The organism is Chitinophaga sp. (genome assembly GCF_036569185.1).
Classification (GTDB): domain Bacteria; phylum Bacteroidota; class Bacteroidia; order Chitinophagales; family Chitinophagaceae; genus Chitinophaga.
The window spans coordinates 1-14,942 of sequence record NZ_DATCRD010000293.1 but is presented as its reverse complement, the minus strand read 5'-3'; the positions used below and the strand labels follow the sequence as shown (position 1 = coordinate 14,942).

The following is a 14,942-nucleotide window of genomic DNA, read 5'->3' as shown; positions in this document are numbered from 1 at the left end:
GTGATCTTGATAGCTTTGATTTCCTGTTCTATTTCATATTTCTTTTTCTCCAGTTCCTGGATCCTTTGTTCCGGGTTTTTATTGCTCTGGTCTATCAGTTCTTTGAGTTTGGAGAAGATGTCTTTGAAGCGGCTTTCCGTGCCCACAAACTCTCTTTTCTGGAGGGTGGATACCCAGTGCATTACTTTTTCCATGTCGCTGCTCAGCTCATGGATATCCAGTCCGTCGTCGTCGGGATACTTGCGGAGGAAGCCTTTATTGCTCCATTGATCGATATATTTCCTGGCTTTCACATCATCATGTTCCAGCAGGCTGGTAGCGTCTATTTCATCATCTGTGGCGCGGTAGCCGGTTACGCCGAGGTAGTCGGATAAACGGGTTACCAGTTCCACATTGGAAATGGTTGTATGGTTTTTTTCCTTGAATGTGTAATGAAAAAATGACAGCATCATTGGCGCGCTACGTGCCCGTAGTATCTTGAGGGTAACTGACTGGGCATATAGATTACATAATTGGTCATACGTCATGGGTGTAAAAATAAGGAATTACGTATTACAAAGTGAATGCGTTTCCTGTTGGTTTTACATAACATAAAGTCCATCCTGCCGTGGCTGCACGGGGGCGGGCACCGGTTCATCGCCCAGGAGTTGGATAATGTTGATCTCAATGGTCCTGGAGATGCTGTCGAGCGGAATAGCCAGGGGCTGGAAATCAAAGGGATCCATGAGGGTGATGCCGTTCAGGTGGGTAACATGGAATACGAAGCCGAACATCCATCCAAAGGGAATGGCCCATGCGCCGATGGATTCCGTCATCATCAGCGTATTCATGATCACATAGAACCAGATAAACATCTTTGTAAAATATAAATAGCTGGGGGGAAATACGGTATTCCTGATCCTTTCCGATTGCCCCATATAATCGCAGAATTTTACCAGGAGCTGGTTCAGTTCTATAAAAGTAAATCCGTCGATGCTACCGGAATTCCTCAGTTGCTGCAGATCGCGTGTCTGGAGGTTCAGAATGGCATTGGGGATATTATTTTGTTTTTGTACTTCTTCGATTTCTTCGGCGGTAAGGTAACGGGTATAGTAGTCATCGGGCCGTTTGCGCAACACGGTTTTTAGGGCATAAACGAAGGCCAGGTGCCGGTAAATCATGTGCCGGCAAAGGGCTTTGGTTTCCGGTGAGGGGTAATTAAGTATAGATCTGCTCCAGGTGCGGGAATCGTTTACCAGTGCTCCCCATATTTTGCGGGCTTCCCACCAGCGGTCGTATGCCTGGTTGTTGTTGAAGCCAATAAAAAAGGCAATGGCGGTACCCAATACGGTAGATACAGCTATGGGAATATTGATATGTGCTGCCAGCCAGCGCGAGTCGAGGAAATATACCAGGGTACAACATCCGAGCAGCATAAGATCTACCTTCCAGGTAAAGGAAAAGATCTGGCTGAGCGATAGTCTGTGTTTCAGCAGCATATATTTTTTCTTTTTATGACTCTCCTGTAAATTATGCTATCCGGGTTTATCATGGCAAATTTTTGCCATTTTTTTTTAAGATGAGGGCGTTTATAACAATGACGGTTACACGCAGTAAATAGTTTTACCAAAGATGGAAAATATGTCCTGTTTCCATCTTTCTGAAAAATATTTTTCGCTCAAAGGTATTAGGAATCAATTATTTATATTTTATATACCTAATAGTCTATAGGAATAGTAGGGTAATTAAAATATTCTCCCTATATTTGTTATACGAAAGCAAAAAATATTCACCAAACCTATAACAGCGGCCATTTTATCAGCCATTAAAAAAGTATTTTATATGTCATCATTATACAGATACGCCGACTACTTACCGCAGCCTACACCGGAAAATTTCCCCAGCCCCATCAGGAACAGAGAAAAAATTAACCCGGTAAAAGCAGGAAGCTTTTTCCCTGAATTTTTTGTTGAAGAAGCGCGTGTGATCAATGCAGGCCCATTGCTTAACAATGCTCACCAGGGGGGATCATTGCACAGCCTGACGCTGCAGCCATTGCTGGTTGTTTTTTATTCCTGGCATTGGAATGATTATGCGGACCAGCTGGTAGAGCGACTGAAGAAGAGTTATGCGGCTATAACTGCAGCCGGAGCCCGTTTGCTGGTATTGTCCAGCGAAGATAAAAAGCAATTTACGTCGGTTCACCCGGAGGCGCTGCCTTTTGATGTGGTACATGACGCGCAGCATCGCATAGCCAGGAAAGCAGGCATATACAGGGAATCAGACCCCATCTGGGGCCGTGTTTCCGGTGTTAATGCCGATGTACCTGTACCGGCGGCCTACCTGATTACGCCTTCCCTGGAAATCAGTTACGATTTTGTGGACCTGTACCTGGAGTCTGCATTTTCGCCGGAAGCTGCGGTAGCTGCCATTGGCAAAAAACTGGCTATCAGTGCCTGATCAGCAGGCTGGTTCCATCGATGCGCATTTGCGTACATGCATCAGGGCATAGCGGTAGATGCTCCATTGTAAGCTGTTACACTCCAACGGCGACAGATTTTCTATTTTTTCCCGGAGTAAAGAGAAGATTTTTTTTGAAGAAGCGGCATGTTCCTTTTTTATGGAAGCCAGCAGTTGGTCTGCCTGCTGGTAATTTGTTATAGTTCCCAATTGTGTGATGATCTCTAAAGCAAGTCCGTCTGTAGTCATTGTATTAATTTTTGTATTACCAAGTCCTATCTTCTGATCCACATTTTCAGCATTAAATCCGTAGAAGCGTCTACCAGTTGGTAACAGGGAGGCACTTCGTCTTCAAGACTGTGGTAGGTTACGAGTCTTGTGCCGCTTGCGCTGCTTTCCAGTTTTTTGAATAAAAAGCGGCTGTAATAATTATATAAGCTGGTTGAATATTCTACTTTATCATCTATCTGGTCCTGGTCTACCAGGTTTTCAAAGAAAGAATTATAGAAGTAAAAACCATCATACGCAGAAAGATCTTCCTGTGTAAAATTTCCGTGAATAAAGTTTACGTTCCTGGTTTGTGTGGCCGCCTTTGCTTCAAGTGCGAACTGGTGAAGCTCTTTCCGTTGTTCAATACCATAAAAGCTGGTTTCCGGGTAGAAGCGTGCTCCTACCAGGCAAAATTTCCCGACACCGCTGCCGATATCGAGGATCTTCTTTCCGGGTTCATTTGCGAGAAACCGGGCCGCTGTTTTAGCGATACTGAGTGGTGTCCAGTGCCGTCTTGAAAGTTGCTGTATCTTTTCAGGATATAACCAGTCAAATCCGGCGTCATTTACGTAACAATTCGGCTTTAATAAAGTAGAAGTCTGCATGAAGGCGCAAAGGTACGCATTTACCGGCATTTTTGGAAGGCCCGGAACTTCATATATGCGTAAAAATGGGCATACAACCAGGTACAGCAGCTGGCAACCGCATATTTGATATTATAATTTTCCCGCTACTATCAGCATAACCCACATCCGTCTAAGCTTTTACAAAATTCAAAAAAAATCAATCAACAAAATCGCCGTTAAATGAAAGTCCGCGTTCCCGAAGAAGTATAGGCCAGCCTGAATTCTTTGGGGGTACAGTCTTTTTTCTTTTTGAAGATGCGGTTGAAATTGGAGATATTGTTAAAACCGCATTTATAAGCAATTTCGTTCACGGTATGGGTGGTTTCTATCAGTAACCGGGAGGCATGTCCCAGCCGGATTTCTATGAGGGTATCCACGAAGGTTTTACCGATCTTGGCTTTAAAAAAACGGCTGAAAGCCACTTCCGTCATAGCCGCCAGCCTGGCGGCCTCTCCCAGTGATATATTTTTGTCGTAGTTCGCATTCAGGTAGGTCATGATCCTTGCTATCCGGCGGCTGTTATAGGAAAATGTTTCGGTATTGCTGAAGGTGGCATCAGACAGGATGCGCATGTTCCGGCTGGTAGACAGGTCGTGCAGGATCGACATCAGCTCCAGCACGGAGTCGAAGCCCTGTTGTTGTGGCAGCCGGATAAGGCGGGGCATGATCTGTTGGGTGGTTTCCGTGGAAAAGAGGATTCCCCTGAGGGAACGTTCAAACATGTTTTTGATAAAATTCATCTGGTTCCGCTGAAGAAATTTATCATCAAAAAGGTCGCGGTGAAACTGTATGGTTATTTCTCGTACAATGCCACCGCTAAGATCGTCGGAAAACCAGCCGTGCTGGAGGTTGGGGCCTACGAGTACCAGTTCAAGATCGCCAATTTCCTCGATGTGGTCGCCGATGATCCTTTTGGCGCCACGGGCATGCTGGATGAAGTTCAGCTCAAATTCGTCGTGGTAATGTAAAGGGAAGTCGAACACCTTTTTCTCCCGGGCAAACAACGTAAAGCAATCACTTTGCGTAAGAGGAGTGATCTCTCTTAATATTTTACTCTTCATAATGAGCATAGTTTTTATAACGTACCGGAATACTGAGGTGGTTGATAAACATTATTTATTGCCGGCTTGTTGCCCAACCGGTGGTTTTTATAGCCTGATTGCTAAAAAAGCATCATAAAAGTAACGTTATCAAACGTAAAATACAATTTTTACTTTCTGTTCTATACTATTAACCATGAAGTGATACAGAGGTATTAGTGTTTACTTTACATTTATTCTGTCATAATTTTGATTATCAAAGTATAATTAAAAGATAAAAAAGTATTAAGTAAATGACCGAATAAAAGGCATATTTGTAGTGGCCTGAAGAGATATAGCCGGCATAGGTTTAATATTATTTCCAGGTGTTGGGCTGGAGTAGTGCTGTATGGGGAGATGGGTACCGGAAGGGAGCTGTTGTTGGAATCAACGATCCGGATGCGCGGATAGTTGATTTTACAGTGGCCCGGAAGGGAACATCGTCTCCTGGACCAACACCTGGATTTCTTTTAGAGGGATGGCCCTGTTGCATTTTCATTCCACTTCCCGTTTTATTACCTGGGTTAACCAAATGGAGTTGCCTTCCGGTGGCGGAAGGCAACTAATAGTTCCCGTTCATAACGGGTACGGGCATACGGGCTTTAGTAAAGCGATCGCCATGGGGCCGGGCTGCAGTCTGCACACCAGCTTGGGTTAGTTACTTCCTGTAGGGCCTGCAGGTTACAGTATGCCGGTAGTAAGCTTCTTTTCCAGTGTGTTTCCGTCTATTAATGCCCGGTGTTCAATGATGAGGTTATCCTGCAATCGAAAGCACCGGTAGCCGGGAATGCTTACAGTTAAACCGGTAGGAGGTATTCCCCGCCATAGCCCGGTGTGCTTCATATGCATGGTTACCCTGATAATGCATTTACCGGGTTCGGCTACCTGCTCATTAATGATGGTTTCGGGTTGGAAGGACCCATGCGTTAATGCAATCCATTGCCTGAGCCCTGTGCTATCGGGCGGCAAGCCCGTTGGCAGCGAATGATCTACATAAGCCGGATGCAGGAATTGTTCCAGGCAGCTGGTGTCTCCGCGGTTCCAGATGATGGCAATGTAATGTTCGATGAAATCTTTTTGTTCCTGTATAGTCATAACCGTTAGTTTTACCCTGTAAAGGTAAAAGCCCTGTAGTAAAGGGATTGTGTCAAACGTCACATAATCTGTTCAGGATAAACGGCGGCGGATGCGGCTGAGGGTTTCCCGGGAAATACCGAGGTAGGAGCTGAGTTGTGTAAGAGATACACGTTGCAGGAGGGATGGCTGGGTATCCAGGATAGATTGGTATCTTTCCTCCGGGTTGTTTGTCTTGAGCCAGTGTGTATGTTTTTCCTGTTCAATGAACAGGTGCTCCAGCCACTGGCGGCCAAAGGCGGCTATTTCGGGGGATTGACTATAGAGCAGGAACAGGTCGTCTTTATGCCATTTCCATAAGCTGCCGGCTTCCGTTGTTTGTATATTATAATCGGCCGGAACGTTATTCCGCAGGCTGTTCAGGTTAGTAAGAAAGGTGTTTTCAAAGTAGAAACCGGTATTGATCTCCTTTTCATGATAATAATGAAAGGTCCTGCAGGCGCCACTTTCAATAAACCATATATAGTGGCAGTGCTGCCCTTCCCTTAACAGGTAGTCAGCTTTTTTTACCTTCTGGAAGATAGCTTTCCCTGCAAATAACTCTCTTGCTTCATGGCTTAAGGAAGCAATGTGCAACAGGCTTTGGAGGAAATGTGCGGGGCTGGGTTTCATAACCGGAAGATCACTTATTTTTTTAAAAATACTCACATGTAGGTATTTGTTTCCCTTCAGCTTTAACATATCTTTGTGAAAGCAATCTGAAATTCACCTTATTCATACATAAAGTCATCCACCTGATTTAGTCAATCACCGTATTTTCTATCCCCAAAAAAGGGTCTCTTCTTTGTGATGGGACCCTTTCTTATTTTTACTACATTTGTTATTGATAAAGAGCACAAAATAAGTAGTCAACCAACGTCACAGAGGATTCCTATACACGATTTTATATCAGGTACATGATTGAGCATGCTGCATTTAATAATGACGGATCAGGGCTGGAGGAGAAGCTGAACGCTTTAAGGGCCATTGATCAGGAACTTCCGGTAGTGGTAATTGTAATGAATGTGGTAAAGAGTTACGTGGAGTATATGTCGCCCCGCGGTTGCAGGGAGCTGGATATTACGCTGGAAGCTTTACGGGAAATGGGCGCCCGGTATTATGATACTTTCTTTAATCCACACGATGTAGCAGATTACCTGCCTAAAATCATCAACATGCTGGATGCGCCGGCAGAAGCCAATATGACGGTTACCTTCTTTCAGCAGGTACGTACTGCCGCCTCGCGCGATTGGACCTGGCACCTTGGTTCTACGCGGGTGTTTATGCGGGATGCCAATGGAGCGCCTACCCATGTAATTACCTGCGCCATTCCCATTGACCCACTATACCATGTTTCCAGTAAGGTGAACCGTTTGCTGGAGGAGAATAATTTCCTGCGCCGTAACCAGCATATTTTTGCATCGCTTACCAGGAGAGAGAAAGAGATACTGCGATTGCTGGCCCTGGGGCTTAGCGCTATTGAAATTGCCGAGCAGGCGGGAATCTCGGAAAAGACCGCTGTAACGCACCGGCGGAATATCAAAGCGAAGATCGGGGCGCAGTCGAGCTACGACCTGACCAGTTTTGCACAGGCATTTGACCTTATATAATTATTAAACGGTATATTACTGGTGTCTTGAAAGACAGTACCCTGCATTGTTTGAAGCCATTTCTTAAAAATAACCTTCAATTTTTCTGCATGTAAACAGAAATGTGTATTTTCATCCCGTATACCATATTTTTGTGCCTGTCTGTTGCGCCTTGCAACGGACCTGTTAACCAGAAAAATTATGTCTTTTAAAGCCGTTCTCAACATCGATGGGGAAGAAATGAATATCCTGGAATGCAGGTTTTCATTTACCCAGAATACAGATCATAACGGGAAACCTGCCGCCCGCCCCAAAGGAGGCACCATTAACCTGTTGGTTGAGTCTGCCGGTGAAACAAGTTTGTTTGACTGGATGATTTCCAACACCCAAACGAAAAACGGCAGTATTACCTTTTTCCGGAGGGATTCCATGTCGCGGCTCAAAGAGCTGAAATTTACAGATGCCTATTGCGTTGAATATGCAGAGACGTTTAATTCAGCCAATGAGCAACCTCTGCAGATACAGCTGACTTTGTCTTCCAGGGAGGTGAAATTAAATAATTCCACTTACCAGAATCCGTGGCCGGCATAGCATCGCGCCGTTATCCATCTTTCTAAAAAATAACAATCCGCATGTATACCTGTTACAGGCGGATTGTATCTTTATATTTGCTGCCCCGGTTTCTTTTGTTATAAAAACAGCGTCACTTTTACCATTGCCAGGCTGCGATGGAGACCATTGCCGCTGATTGGTCATTATGATTATTTTTAAGTGTATGCTTATACTTAATTTCAACCCTTTCCCCAACCTTGCCACCCAACGGTTTATCCTGCGGGCTCCTGCATTATATGACGATGAAGCCTTTCTTATTTTGAGGTCGGACCCACTTGTGAACCAGTTCCTGAACAGGCCCCCTACAACTACGGCTGCAGCAGCCAGGCAGTTTATTGAAAGGATCCAGGCCAATATTGCAGCCAACCAATCGTTGTACTGGGTAATCACCACAAAGGAAAACGATGTTCCTATTGGTACCATCTGTTACTGGAATATAGTACCGGAACTGGATCGGGCGGAAATAGGATACGAACTGCAGTCGGCTTTTTTCAGGAAAGGCATTATGCAGGAAGTACTGCCGGTGGTAATACAGTTCGGCTTTGAACAACTGCATCTTCAAAAAATTACAGCCTTCCCGGCTGTAGACAATGAAAGATCTGTTAAACTCCTGGAACGCTATCATTTTATTAAAGACGATCCACTGAGAGAGGAACTGGAGAAAGAAGAAGATCTGTCAGCACAGCTGTGTTATTCCTTATCAAAGCCACTATAGCACTTTTATCGGGTTTTGTTTTTATCTTTCAGACAAAAGATGCCAGTGAAAAAAGGAATAGCGGTATATCATCCGGGCTCATTTACAGCCAGGTTTATGCAGCCCCGGAAAGAGCTTGATAATATCTTAAAGCCTGATTTCGACAAATTTTTTATTGTAAAAGTAGAAGAGATGTACCGGCTGGTAACACAGGAAATACCAGCTTCCCGGTCGACCAACCATAGCTGTTTGTTTATTACAAGTGGTGAGGCAAGTATAAAAATCGGCAGCGGGTTGTATACAATTCATAAAAATGAAATGCTGTTTGTACCGGCAGGACAGGTCTTTTCTTTTAAAAGCGGTGAAGTGAATAAAGGGTACCTGTGTAATTTTCATACAGATATCCTTACAGGAAAATACAGCACGCAGGAGCCGCTGAAAGCATTTGATTTCTTAAGGGTATGGGGTAATCCCAAAGTGCAACTGGATAAACAGACCGCAAAATTTGTATTGCATCTTTTTAAACGTCTTTTACTCGATTACAGCCGGAACGGACTGAATAACCTGGAAATCATCCAGCCCTACCTCATCACATTACTGTGTGAGGTGAAACAGCTTTATAAACCGCTGACCGGCGGCCATCAAACAGCGGCGATTAATATCACCCATCGCTTTAAGGAATTGTTATTTGCCAATATCAGAACATTGCATCTTGTAACAGATTATGCATCCCTGCTGAACATTACGCCTAATCATCTGAATAAATCGGTGAAAGCCGTTACCGGTAAATCCCCTGCACAATGGATCAGCGAAACGATTGTGCTGGAAGCAAAAGTATTATTGAGCCAAAGCAATCTCAGTATCAGCGAAGTGGCGGAAGACGTAGGTTTTGAGGACCAGTCGTATTTTACCCGGCTCTTTAAAAAGTATGAAGGCATTACGCCAACCAACTTTCGCAAGAAGATTGAATTGTCCTAAAATTATCCATATTGGTCCTAACAGCAGGAAGTTTTTAAACGGAGCTTTGCATTCATGTATTGCTTCCGGTTATCTGTTCATCACAGGTTCCGGCGGGTAGCAACGCATTACGCAGACTGTTTTCATTGCCAGGTAAACCGGCCAAATATATTTTAACTATGCAGAAGTTTTTTAATACACAACTGGGAAGATTGAGGCTGATGGCCTTTTTAGAAGGAATTTCCCTGCTGGTGCTGATTGGTATAGCGGTACCTTTGAAATATGTATGTCATGATCCTTCACTGGTGAAGGCGATGGGCCCTGTCCATGGAATATTATTCCTGCTTTTTGTATTAAATACCATGAGCGTTGGAATTGCTTACAGGTGGAAGTTCCGTACCACTACCTGGAAAGTGTTGCTGGCATGTTTTATTCCTTTTGGAACATTTTATATAGACAAAGCTATTTTGTCGAGAATGGTGTAATAAGTTTAAATAAGATGCCCGGTTGTTGTTACGATGGATTGGTAATAGTAGGAATGATGTAAAGACAATACTTTATCGACGAGTTTTTTGACTTCTTTATCATTCAAATTATACCCGGCGGCTACTGCATCCGCATATGCACTTGCCTTGGCTTGGGCGCCGGCCCTGTGATAGTCGGATGATACGCCGCCTGTTTCTTCCTGGGGAACAAATGGCTGGGGATTAGGAATAAGATGTTCGTTCTGGTATTTCTGCAGGTCATCAATAGCTTTTGTAAGCTCTTTCATTTTATTGTATTTGCTTTCTCCTTCCTCATCCTGACCGAAATTCCATTTTCTACGTTGTTCTTCTGATGGCTCCTGCAATACTATCCCGGGGAATAGCCTGGGCACAGCAGGCAATTGAGCTACTGCCTGTACATTCCCCCCGTTTCCATCGGATGAACTGGCATGATGTTGTACGGCGGGTTGATGAGGAGAACGTTGCAATTTGCTGTCTTCTATCCAGCCTTCTTCCCCTCTTGATGTTCTTACCCAGGAATGTTCATTGTTAAGTATACCCGCGCTGAATTTGGAGATCCGTGTTCCTTTTGAGATCACGGTTACTTGTTCACGGGCCGGTAATTTTCTTATTACTTCATGTTGAATATTGTTACGCAGGTTAGCTTCTTTTGTAGTGAAGTATACTCCTTCCTGTAGCTGAAGTTGCGTAATTGGCTGTAAGAAGGGAACACTTTTGTTTGCCGGCAACCCGTTTTTATTTTCCATTCTTTGTAACGCCTGTGCTCCCATTTTATCCGCCTCTTCTTCCAGGCTTTTATCATTATTTACAGGAATGCTCTCTTTCATCTGAAGAGTGGGTTGTACACGTCCCTGTTTTTGTTGCACCACATGCCAGGCCTCGTGAGGAAGATGTTTTTCCTGGCCAGGTGCAATGTGGATATCGGTTCCCTGGGCATAGGCGAGTGCCTGCAGCTGAGCAGGTCTGTCGGAATTATAATGCACTTTTACATCATCTGCGGAGAGGCCGGAAAGCTGTTCAATACCGGATTTCAGCTGGTCAGGTAAACCAGTGTTATTCACTTTAGCCGTTGAGGTTTCTTCTTTCAGCTGAAAGGGGGATGCTGCGCGGAAGGGATGCAAATCAGCGGATCTTAATTGGGTTGGTAATTCCTCTTTTTCTTTCTGTTGCTGTACCGTAAACTGTCCCTGTACAGGAGGTACTTTCTCTTCATGATTTATCAGCTGGGCAGTTTCCCGTTGGGCTATTTTAGTTTGAGATACACCCGGCAGGCTTTTACCGTTGCTTTGAGCGTTTTGTTCGCTGGCTGCTTTTGAGGGATGGTTGCCTGATTGTTTTTCTGACCATGTGTGCTGCATAGCAATAAGATGATGGTGAATAACGTATTTAAATTTACCGGAAAAAGCAGGAATTTCAAAATGAAGAATCCGGATATGTAAAAAGAGATGTGCATCATCAGATTATAAAGATCACCGGAAAAATATCAGGTATATCAATAATGCTGCTATCAAGAACACGATGCACAGTTTCAGGAGGAAAGCTCCCTGCTTCTGCCTGCTACCGGAGGCAATTTCCTGTTGCCTGATAATTTTATCTATTTCGGTGTTCATGGTGGTAGCACGCGAATTATGTTTGCTGCTTTCAGGCAGGCTATCTACGTAGGCGAGGCTTTCAGCAAGCGATTTACCGGTTTGCTCCCTATAGAATTTTATTGCGTACAGTTTTTTATTTTGCGCAAGTAATGAAAGAATGGTATCGTCGATATTATTACCGGTTTTATGAGAAGAGGTACTTTGTGCCGGTTGCCGGAGTTGGTCCACATAATCTTTAGCTTCTTTTAGTCTGCATCGGGCCGTATCATAAACAAGTTTTACGGCTTCTACTTTCCTGTTTTGTTGTAATAGCAGGCGTACTTTGTCTTCCGTTTCTTTTGAAATGTTCATCATTGAAGATAATGAAAAAAGTGCGGTATCAGGCTTAAAATAGAGCGCCATGACTTGTTTGCCGTGGTTTAAGAGATATGGAAACGAGTATGATCAACAAGGTGCGTTATATAAATCTGAGGGCCAATTATATTCCCATCATCCTGGAATGGCTAAATATACATACCGTGATATTTTTTGAACATTTTTCAATGCCCTGGCTGGATTTAAGCTAATGGAAGAAGTGAGTTACCCGGGAAAATATGATTTGATGAAAATGTATCTCGATGATGATTTTGAAATGCCAGATAAGACCATTGCTTTGGTTGCTCATTTTGGAAACAGAGAAAAAGACAGATATCTGAAAGAGCAATCTGGCATTGGATAGAAGGCAAGTAAATTTCAGGAGATGTTTAAGATATGATTATCCCGTTTAAATTTATCGGATCACAATAAAGCCTTAAATGACTCAGAAGTGTTGAGAGAAAATAGATTAGTAATGATGCAGAAGGTTGCAGTAAAACAATAATTTCAGCAAACGCTTTACTGCAGCGCTAAAACAAAAAAGCCCCGATAACCTGCGTTACCAGAGCTTTAAAGCTTGCGGAGAAGAAGGGATTCGAACCCTTGATGGAAATGCCATACTGTATTGAATCTCCGAGATTCTGAAGTTTAATGATAGCGTATATGTTAGCTTTTGTCGTAGAAACCAAAATGTTAATTAATTATTTAATTTGTTATTAATCCTTGTTACGAATTATATGTACTTTTTTCATATACTTCTGACACTTTTCGGCAACATTCATAAATCCGTCCTCCAAAACTTCCATAATCTTCTGTTTTTCGGCGTTGCTGAGAACAGAAATAATTTTTCTTTTATCGTTGGGGCTCGGTTTGTCTTTTCCCCGCATTTTACGATAGAAAGTAGGCGCACTCCAATTACATTCCTCACATACACGTTCCCGGAACATAACAGGAAAGTCGGCCAGCTTCGTATGAATATCCAATAAGATATTCACCTGCATGGGGTTTACAGGAGTTTCGTTTTTCATGATTTTGAATTTTCGTTTGTGATACAATGCCAGCATTTGGGAATTGAGTTATAGATGCTGGATGGTGCTTCATGACCAAAATGTTCCATAAGCGGAATAGCTATCCAGTAAATGCTCCCGATAACATCCCTTAACAACTGGTAAAACAGCATCATTTCTGCCCTTTGACTACTACTCCAGTCGTCCACATCATCGCTTTTCATTGCTTCCATGAGCATATCCCACAAGAGACCTTCAGCATCTTCCATATCATAACAAACCAAAAAATCGAATATGCGTTTCATTGATATTTCTGCGTATGGGCAGTTGATTGCTGTGTTCATTTTAAAGAGTTTTTGTTTTGATCTGATATAAATGAAAAGTGCTTAACCTGATCAGTTAAAAATAACCTGCTCAGTTAAGCACCGTGTACAACGTAATGCTATATTAAAAGCATTACTGTTTCATGAGAAAAAATTCTTTCCCTAACCTGATAAAGCAGGTTTACAGTATACTCCTCTCGGAGAGCGCGTAAAATGTTTTTTCAATTTCATGTGTTTGCGTTTTAAATGTGATTATTGGCAACGATGCGTGACTCACCGGGGTGACACCGTTGCGTAGCAAACCTCATGGGGTGTTCTTATGGGGTAGTTACTCTCCTGATGCATTTTCGATTAAAAAAGTTGTTGATTCACGGGGTACATTTTGTGCAGCTTTTCCAATTCTTTGGAAGCTGCTGAATACGTATTGAAATTTTTTACTTCTCTTTCGATAATTCGAATTTCACTACCAGGGTGAGATTTTTTTATTTTGTTTTCGATTTTATCCATGAAACGATACTTTACGTCTTCATTATAAGAGGGCAATTGTTCAATATCACTTATCGAAACCACTTCCTCAGGGAGGCTGTTCTGGAACGTAGAGGCCTGATAGCGTATTTCATATTTAATAATACAGAAACTATATGGCTCAACTAAAATATCCAACGGTGAATTATCTCGCTGTGCAGCCCTTGCCAAAATCATACACATTTCGATGGAATCTCGTTCTGCTTTTATTCTTGCATAATATTCTGAGCTATCGTTTTTAACCTGTGACTGAGCGTTAACATAAGTAGCTGTATTATTTTCGCGTGTTGAATTACATGAAAAAAAGAAGATGGAAAATAATAGTATGCTGGGGCGTGATAACATGTTTATCATTTTGATAATCAATTTATTTCTATTTAATTAACGGAAATACAATTTCCGTTTTTTTTGAATAGTAATAAAAAAAATAAGTTTTACACACCCGTCGAAAACTATTTCAGATAAATGAAACGTTATATCTTAATTTTGTATGGAAGTTCTTACCCGGACAGTGCTTTATACACTGGGGACAGTAAAAGTACCTGCAAAATACAGGCTCACACTACCATGAAAAGAAATGATATGAAGTAGTGCTAGTGGCTCTCAGGCATGCTATGTATAGTCTGCAAAACTCCTGAGTATTGGAGTTGGGCTGTAGTAATACAGCCAATCAAAACGTTTATGGGAGCTGTTTTTGAGTGTGTTATAAGACACATTTTTTTAGGGATTTTATGGAGGGAAAATTGTATCTATTTGAAAGTAAAACTGAAAAATAAATCTCTGAGATGCAGTGAGGAAAAATGCTAAAGAAACGGATACAACGTAAAAATAAAATCATTCATCCCTGCCAAACTGTCACTCCTATTGAGTTACAGCCAATTTATTTTATTCCCTGTCTCAGAGGTAAGTAAAAAAAGGTTTAAAAAACAGAGCAGTAACTTTTACATTACTACCCTGATTGTTTTTATACTGTATGTAATTTCTGCTGAAGTAACAACATATCCTTGCTAATTTTTGTATCTACTACCTTTGCATAAATCTGTGTTGTTTTCAGATTCGTATGCCCTAACATTTTACTGACTGTTTCAATCGGTACGCCGTTACTCAGTGTTACAGTAGTGGCAAACGTATGACGAGCTAAATGGAACGTAAGATTCTTCTCCACCCCGCATATGTCTGCAATCTCCTTCAGATATGCGTTTACTTTCTGGTTGGAGAGTACAGGCAGCAAATAGCCGTGTTTATCAGGAGTATAT

The 14,942-nt window shown here is 42.5% G+C and carries 20 protein-coding genes; 6 read left to right on the top strand and 14 right to left on the bottom strand.

Annotated features, from left to right (window positions below):
• A partial coding sequence (locus VIM72_RS22925) for a DUF3375 family protein (RefSeq protein ID WP_332005149.1) occupies nt 1-527 on the bottom strand: 527 nt, incomplete at its 3' end.
• A gap of 54 nt (nt 528-581) precedes the next feature.
• A complete protein-coding gene (locus VIM72_RS22920) occupies nt 582-1,478 on the bottom strand; it encodes a bestrophin family protein (RefSeq protein ID WP_332005148.1) in 897 nt (298 codons plus the stop codon).
• A 343-nt stretch (nt 1,479-1,821) separates the two neighbouring features.
• On the opposite strand from VIM72_RS22920, the gene VIM72_RS22915 reads away from it, so the two are divergent.
• On the top strand, nt 1,822-2,439 hold the full coding sequence (locus tag VIM72_RS22915) for a redoxin domain-containing protein (RefSeq protein WP_332005147.1): 618 nt from the start codon (nt 1,822-1,824) through the stop codon (nt 2,437-2,439).
• Here the strand turns inward: VIM72_RS22915 and VIM72_RS22910 are convergent, their stop codons facing one another.
• The 6 genes from VIM72_RS22910 to VIM72_RS22885 all read right to left on the bottom strand — a co-directional run bounded on the left by VIM72_RS22910 (nt 2,440) and on the right by VIM72_RS22885 (nt 6,160).
• Nucleotides 2,440-2,688, bottom strand: a complete 249-nt coding sequence (locus VIM72_RS22910) for a hypothetical protein (protein WP_332005146.1) — start codon at nt 2,686-2,688, stop codon at nt 2,440-2,442. It abuts the gene before it with no gap.
• Between the two features lie 26 nt (nt 2,689-2,714).
• Nucleotides 2,715-3,314: a class I SAM-dependent methyltransferase gene (locus tag VIM72_RS22905; RefSeq protein ID WP_332005145.1), complete on the bottom strand. Its 600-nt coding sequence runs from the start codon at nt 3,312-3,314 to the stop codon at nt 2,715-2,717.
• Between the two features lie 197 nt (nt 3,315-3,511).
• A complete protein-coding gene (locus VIM72_RS22900) occupies nt 3,512-4,396 on the bottom strand; it encodes an AraC family transcriptional regulator (RefSeq protein WP_332005144.1) in 885 nt (294 codons plus the stop codon).
• Between the two features lie 334 nt (nt 4,397-4,730).
• Nucleotides 4,731-4,913, bottom strand: a complete 183-nt coding sequence (locus VIM72_RS22895; RefSeq protein WP_332005143.1) for a hypothetical protein — start codon at nt 4,911-4,913, stop codon at nt 4,731-4,733.
• Nucleotides 4,914-5,095: 182 nt separating this feature from the next.
• On the bottom strand, nt 5,096-5,509 hold the full coding sequence (locus VIM72_RS22890) for an ester cyclase (protein WP_332005142.1): 414 nt from the start codon (nt 5,507-5,509) through the stop codon (nt 5,096-5,098).
• Between the two features lie 72 nt (nt 5,510-5,581).
• Nucleotides 5,582-6,160 (bottom strand): Crp/Fnr family transcriptional regulator, encoded by a 579-nt coding sequence (locus VIM72_RS22885; RefSeq protein WP_332005141.1) that lies wholly within the window; start codon nt 6,158-6,160, stop codon nt 5,582-5,584.
• Between the two features lie 284 nt (nt 6,161-6,444).
• Here VIM72_RS22885 and VIM72_RS22880 point away from each other — a divergent pair, with 284 nt between their 5' ends.
• From VIM72_RS22880 to VIM72_RS22860, 5 genes are all read left to right on the top strand, one after another.
• The gene (locus VIM72_RS22880; RefSeq protein WP_332005140.1) at nt 6,445-7,137 is read left to right on the top strand and encodes a helix-turn-helix transcriptional regulator; all 693 of its coding nucleotides are present in this window, start codon (nt 6,445-6,447) and stop codon (nt 7,135-7,137) included.
• A gap of 180 nt (nt 7,138-7,317) precedes the next feature.
• Nucleotides 7,318-7,707, top strand: coding sequence for a type VI secretion system tube protein TssD (gene tssD, locus VIM72_RS22875; protein WP_142684126.1), 390 nt, complete (start codon nt 7,318-7,320; stop codon nt 7,705-7,707).
• Nucleotides 7,708-7,891: 184 nt separating this feature from the next.
• The gene (locus VIM72_RS22870) at nt 7,892-8,443 is read left to right on the top strand and encodes a GNAT family N-acetyltransferase (RefSeq protein ID WP_332005139.1); all 552 of its coding nucleotides are present in this window, start codon (nt 7,892-7,894) and stop codon (nt 8,441-8,443) included.
• 45 nt (nt 8,444-8,488) lie between these two features.
• Nucleotides 8,489-9,400, top strand: coding sequence for a helix-turn-helix domain-containing protein (locus VIM72_RS22865; protein WP_332005138.1), 912 nt, complete (start codon nt 8,489-8,491; stop codon nt 9,398-9,400).
• A 158-nt stretch (nt 9,401-9,558) separates the two neighbouring features.
• On the top strand, nt 9,559-9,864 hold the full coding sequence (locus VIM72_RS22860; RefSeq protein ID WP_332005137.1) for a DUF3817 domain-containing protein: 306 nt from the start codon (nt 9,559-9,561) through the stop codon (nt 9,862-9,864).
• Nucleotides 9,865-9,869: 5 nt separating this feature from the next.
• Here the strand turns inward: VIM72_RS22860 and VIM72_RS22855 are convergent, their stop codons facing one another.
• The 6 genes from VIM72_RS22855 to VIM72_RS22830 form a co-directional block, all read right to left on the bottom strand.
• Entirely contained in the window at nt 9,870-11,243 is a 1,374-nt protein-coding gene (locus VIM72_RS22855; RefSeq protein ID WP_332005136.1) for an eCIS core domain-containing protein, read from the bottom strand.
• 111 nt (nt 11,244-11,354) lie between these two features.
• On the bottom strand, nt 11,355-11,831 hold the full coding sequence (locus VIM72_RS22850; RefSeq protein ID WP_332005135.1) for a hypothetical protein: 477 nt from the start codon (nt 11,829-11,831) through the stop codon (nt 11,355-11,357).
• 716 nt (nt 11,832-12,547) lie between these two features.
• The gene (locus VIM72_RS22845) at nt 12,548-12,859 is read right to left on the bottom strand and encodes a hypothetical protein (protein ID WP_332005134.1); all 312 of its coding nucleotides are present in this window, start codon (nt 12,857-12,859) and stop codon (nt 12,548-12,550) included.
• Nucleotides 12,856-13,182 carry a hypothetical protein gene (locus tag VIM72_RS22840; protein WP_332005133.1) on the bottom strand — a complete coding sequence of 109 codons (327 nt, stop codon included), beginning with the start codon at nt 13,180-13,182 and terminating at the stop codon, nt 12,856-12,858. The genes VIM72_RS22845 and VIM72_RS22840 overlap by 4 nt, the downstream gene beginning before the upstream one ends.
• 330 nt (nt 13,183-13,512) lie before the next feature.
• The gene (locus tag VIM72_RS22835; RefSeq protein ID WP_332005132.1) at nt 13,513-14,031 is read right to left on the bottom strand and encodes a hypothetical protein; all 519 of its coding nucleotides are present in this window, start codon (nt 14,029-14,031) and stop codon (nt 13,513-13,515) included.
• Nucleotides 14,032-14,650: 619 nt separating this feature from the next.
• A partial coding sequence (locus VIM72_RS22830) for a site-specific integrase (RefSeq protein ID WP_332005131.1) occupies nt 14,651-14,942 on the bottom strand: 292 nt, incomplete at its 5' end.

Bases quoted from the DNA above. Each gene is read 5' to 3' on its own strand.
- VIM72_RS22920 (WP_332005148.1), bottom strand. From the start codon at position 1,478: ATGCTGCTGAAACACAGACTATCGCTCAGCCAGATCTTTTCCTTTACC.
- VIM72_RS22915 (WP_332005147.1), top strand. From the start codon at position 1,822: ATGTCATCATTATACAGATACGCCGACTACTTACCGCAGCCTACACCG.
- VIM72_RS22910 (WP_332005146.1), bottom strand. From the start codon at position 2,688: ATGACTACAGACGGACTTGCTTTAGAGATCATCACACAATTGGGAACT.
- VIM72_RS22905 (WP_332005145.1), bottom strand. From the start codon at position 3,314: ATGCAGACTTCTACTTTATTAAAGCCGAATTGTTACGTAAATGACGCC.
- VIM72_RS22900 (WP_332005144.1), bottom strand. From the start codon at position 4,396: ATGAAGAGTAAAATATTAAGAGAGATCACTCCTCTTACGCAAAGTGAT.
- VIM72_RS22895 (WP_332005143.1), bottom strand. From the start codon at position 4,913: ATGAAAATGCAACAGGGCCATCCCTCTAAAAGAAATCCAGGTGTTGGT.
- VIM72_RS22890 (WP_332005142.1), bottom strand. From the start codon at position 5,509: ATGACTATACAGGAACAAAAAGATTTCATCGAACATTACATTGCCATC.
- VIM72_RS22885 (WP_332005141.1), bottom strand. From the start codon at position 6,160: ATGAAACCCAGCCCCGCACATTTCCTCCAAAGCCTGTTGCACATTGCT.
- VIM72_RS22880 (WP_332005140.1), top strand. From the start codon at position 6,445: ATGATTGAGCATGCTGCATTTAATAATGACGGATCAGGGCTGGAGGAG.
- tssD (WP_142684126.1), top strand. From the start codon at position 7,318: ATGTCTTTTAAAGCCGTTCTCAACATCGATGGGGAAGAAATGAATATC.
- VIM72_RS22870 (WP_332005139.1), top strand. From the start codon at position 7,892: ATGCTTATACTTAATTTCAACCCTTTCCCCAACCTTGCCACCCAACGG.
- VIM72_RS22860 (WP_332005137.1), top strand. From the start codon at position 9,559: ATGCAGAAGTTTTTTAATACACAACTGGGAAGATTGAGGCTGATGGCC.
- VIM72_RS22855 (WP_332005136.1), bottom strand. From the start codon at position 11,243: ATGCAGCACACATGGTCAGAAAAACAATCAGGCAACCATCCCTCAAAA.
- VIM72_RS22850 (WP_332005135.1), bottom strand. From the start codon at position 11,831: ATGATGAACATTTCAAAAGAAACGGAAGACAAAGTACGCCTGCTATTA.
- VIM72_RS22845 (WP_332005134.1), bottom strand. From the start codon at position 12,859: ATGAAAAACGAAACTCCTGTAAACCCCATGCAGGTGAATATCTTATTG.
- VIM72_RS22840 (WP_332005133.1), bottom strand. From the start codon at position 13,182: ATGAACACAGCAATCAACTGCCCATACGCAGAAATATCAATGAAACGC.
- VIM72_RS22835 (WP_332005132.1), bottom strand. From the start codon at position 14,031: ATGTTATCACGCCCCAGCATACTATTATTTTCCATCTTCTTTTTTTCA.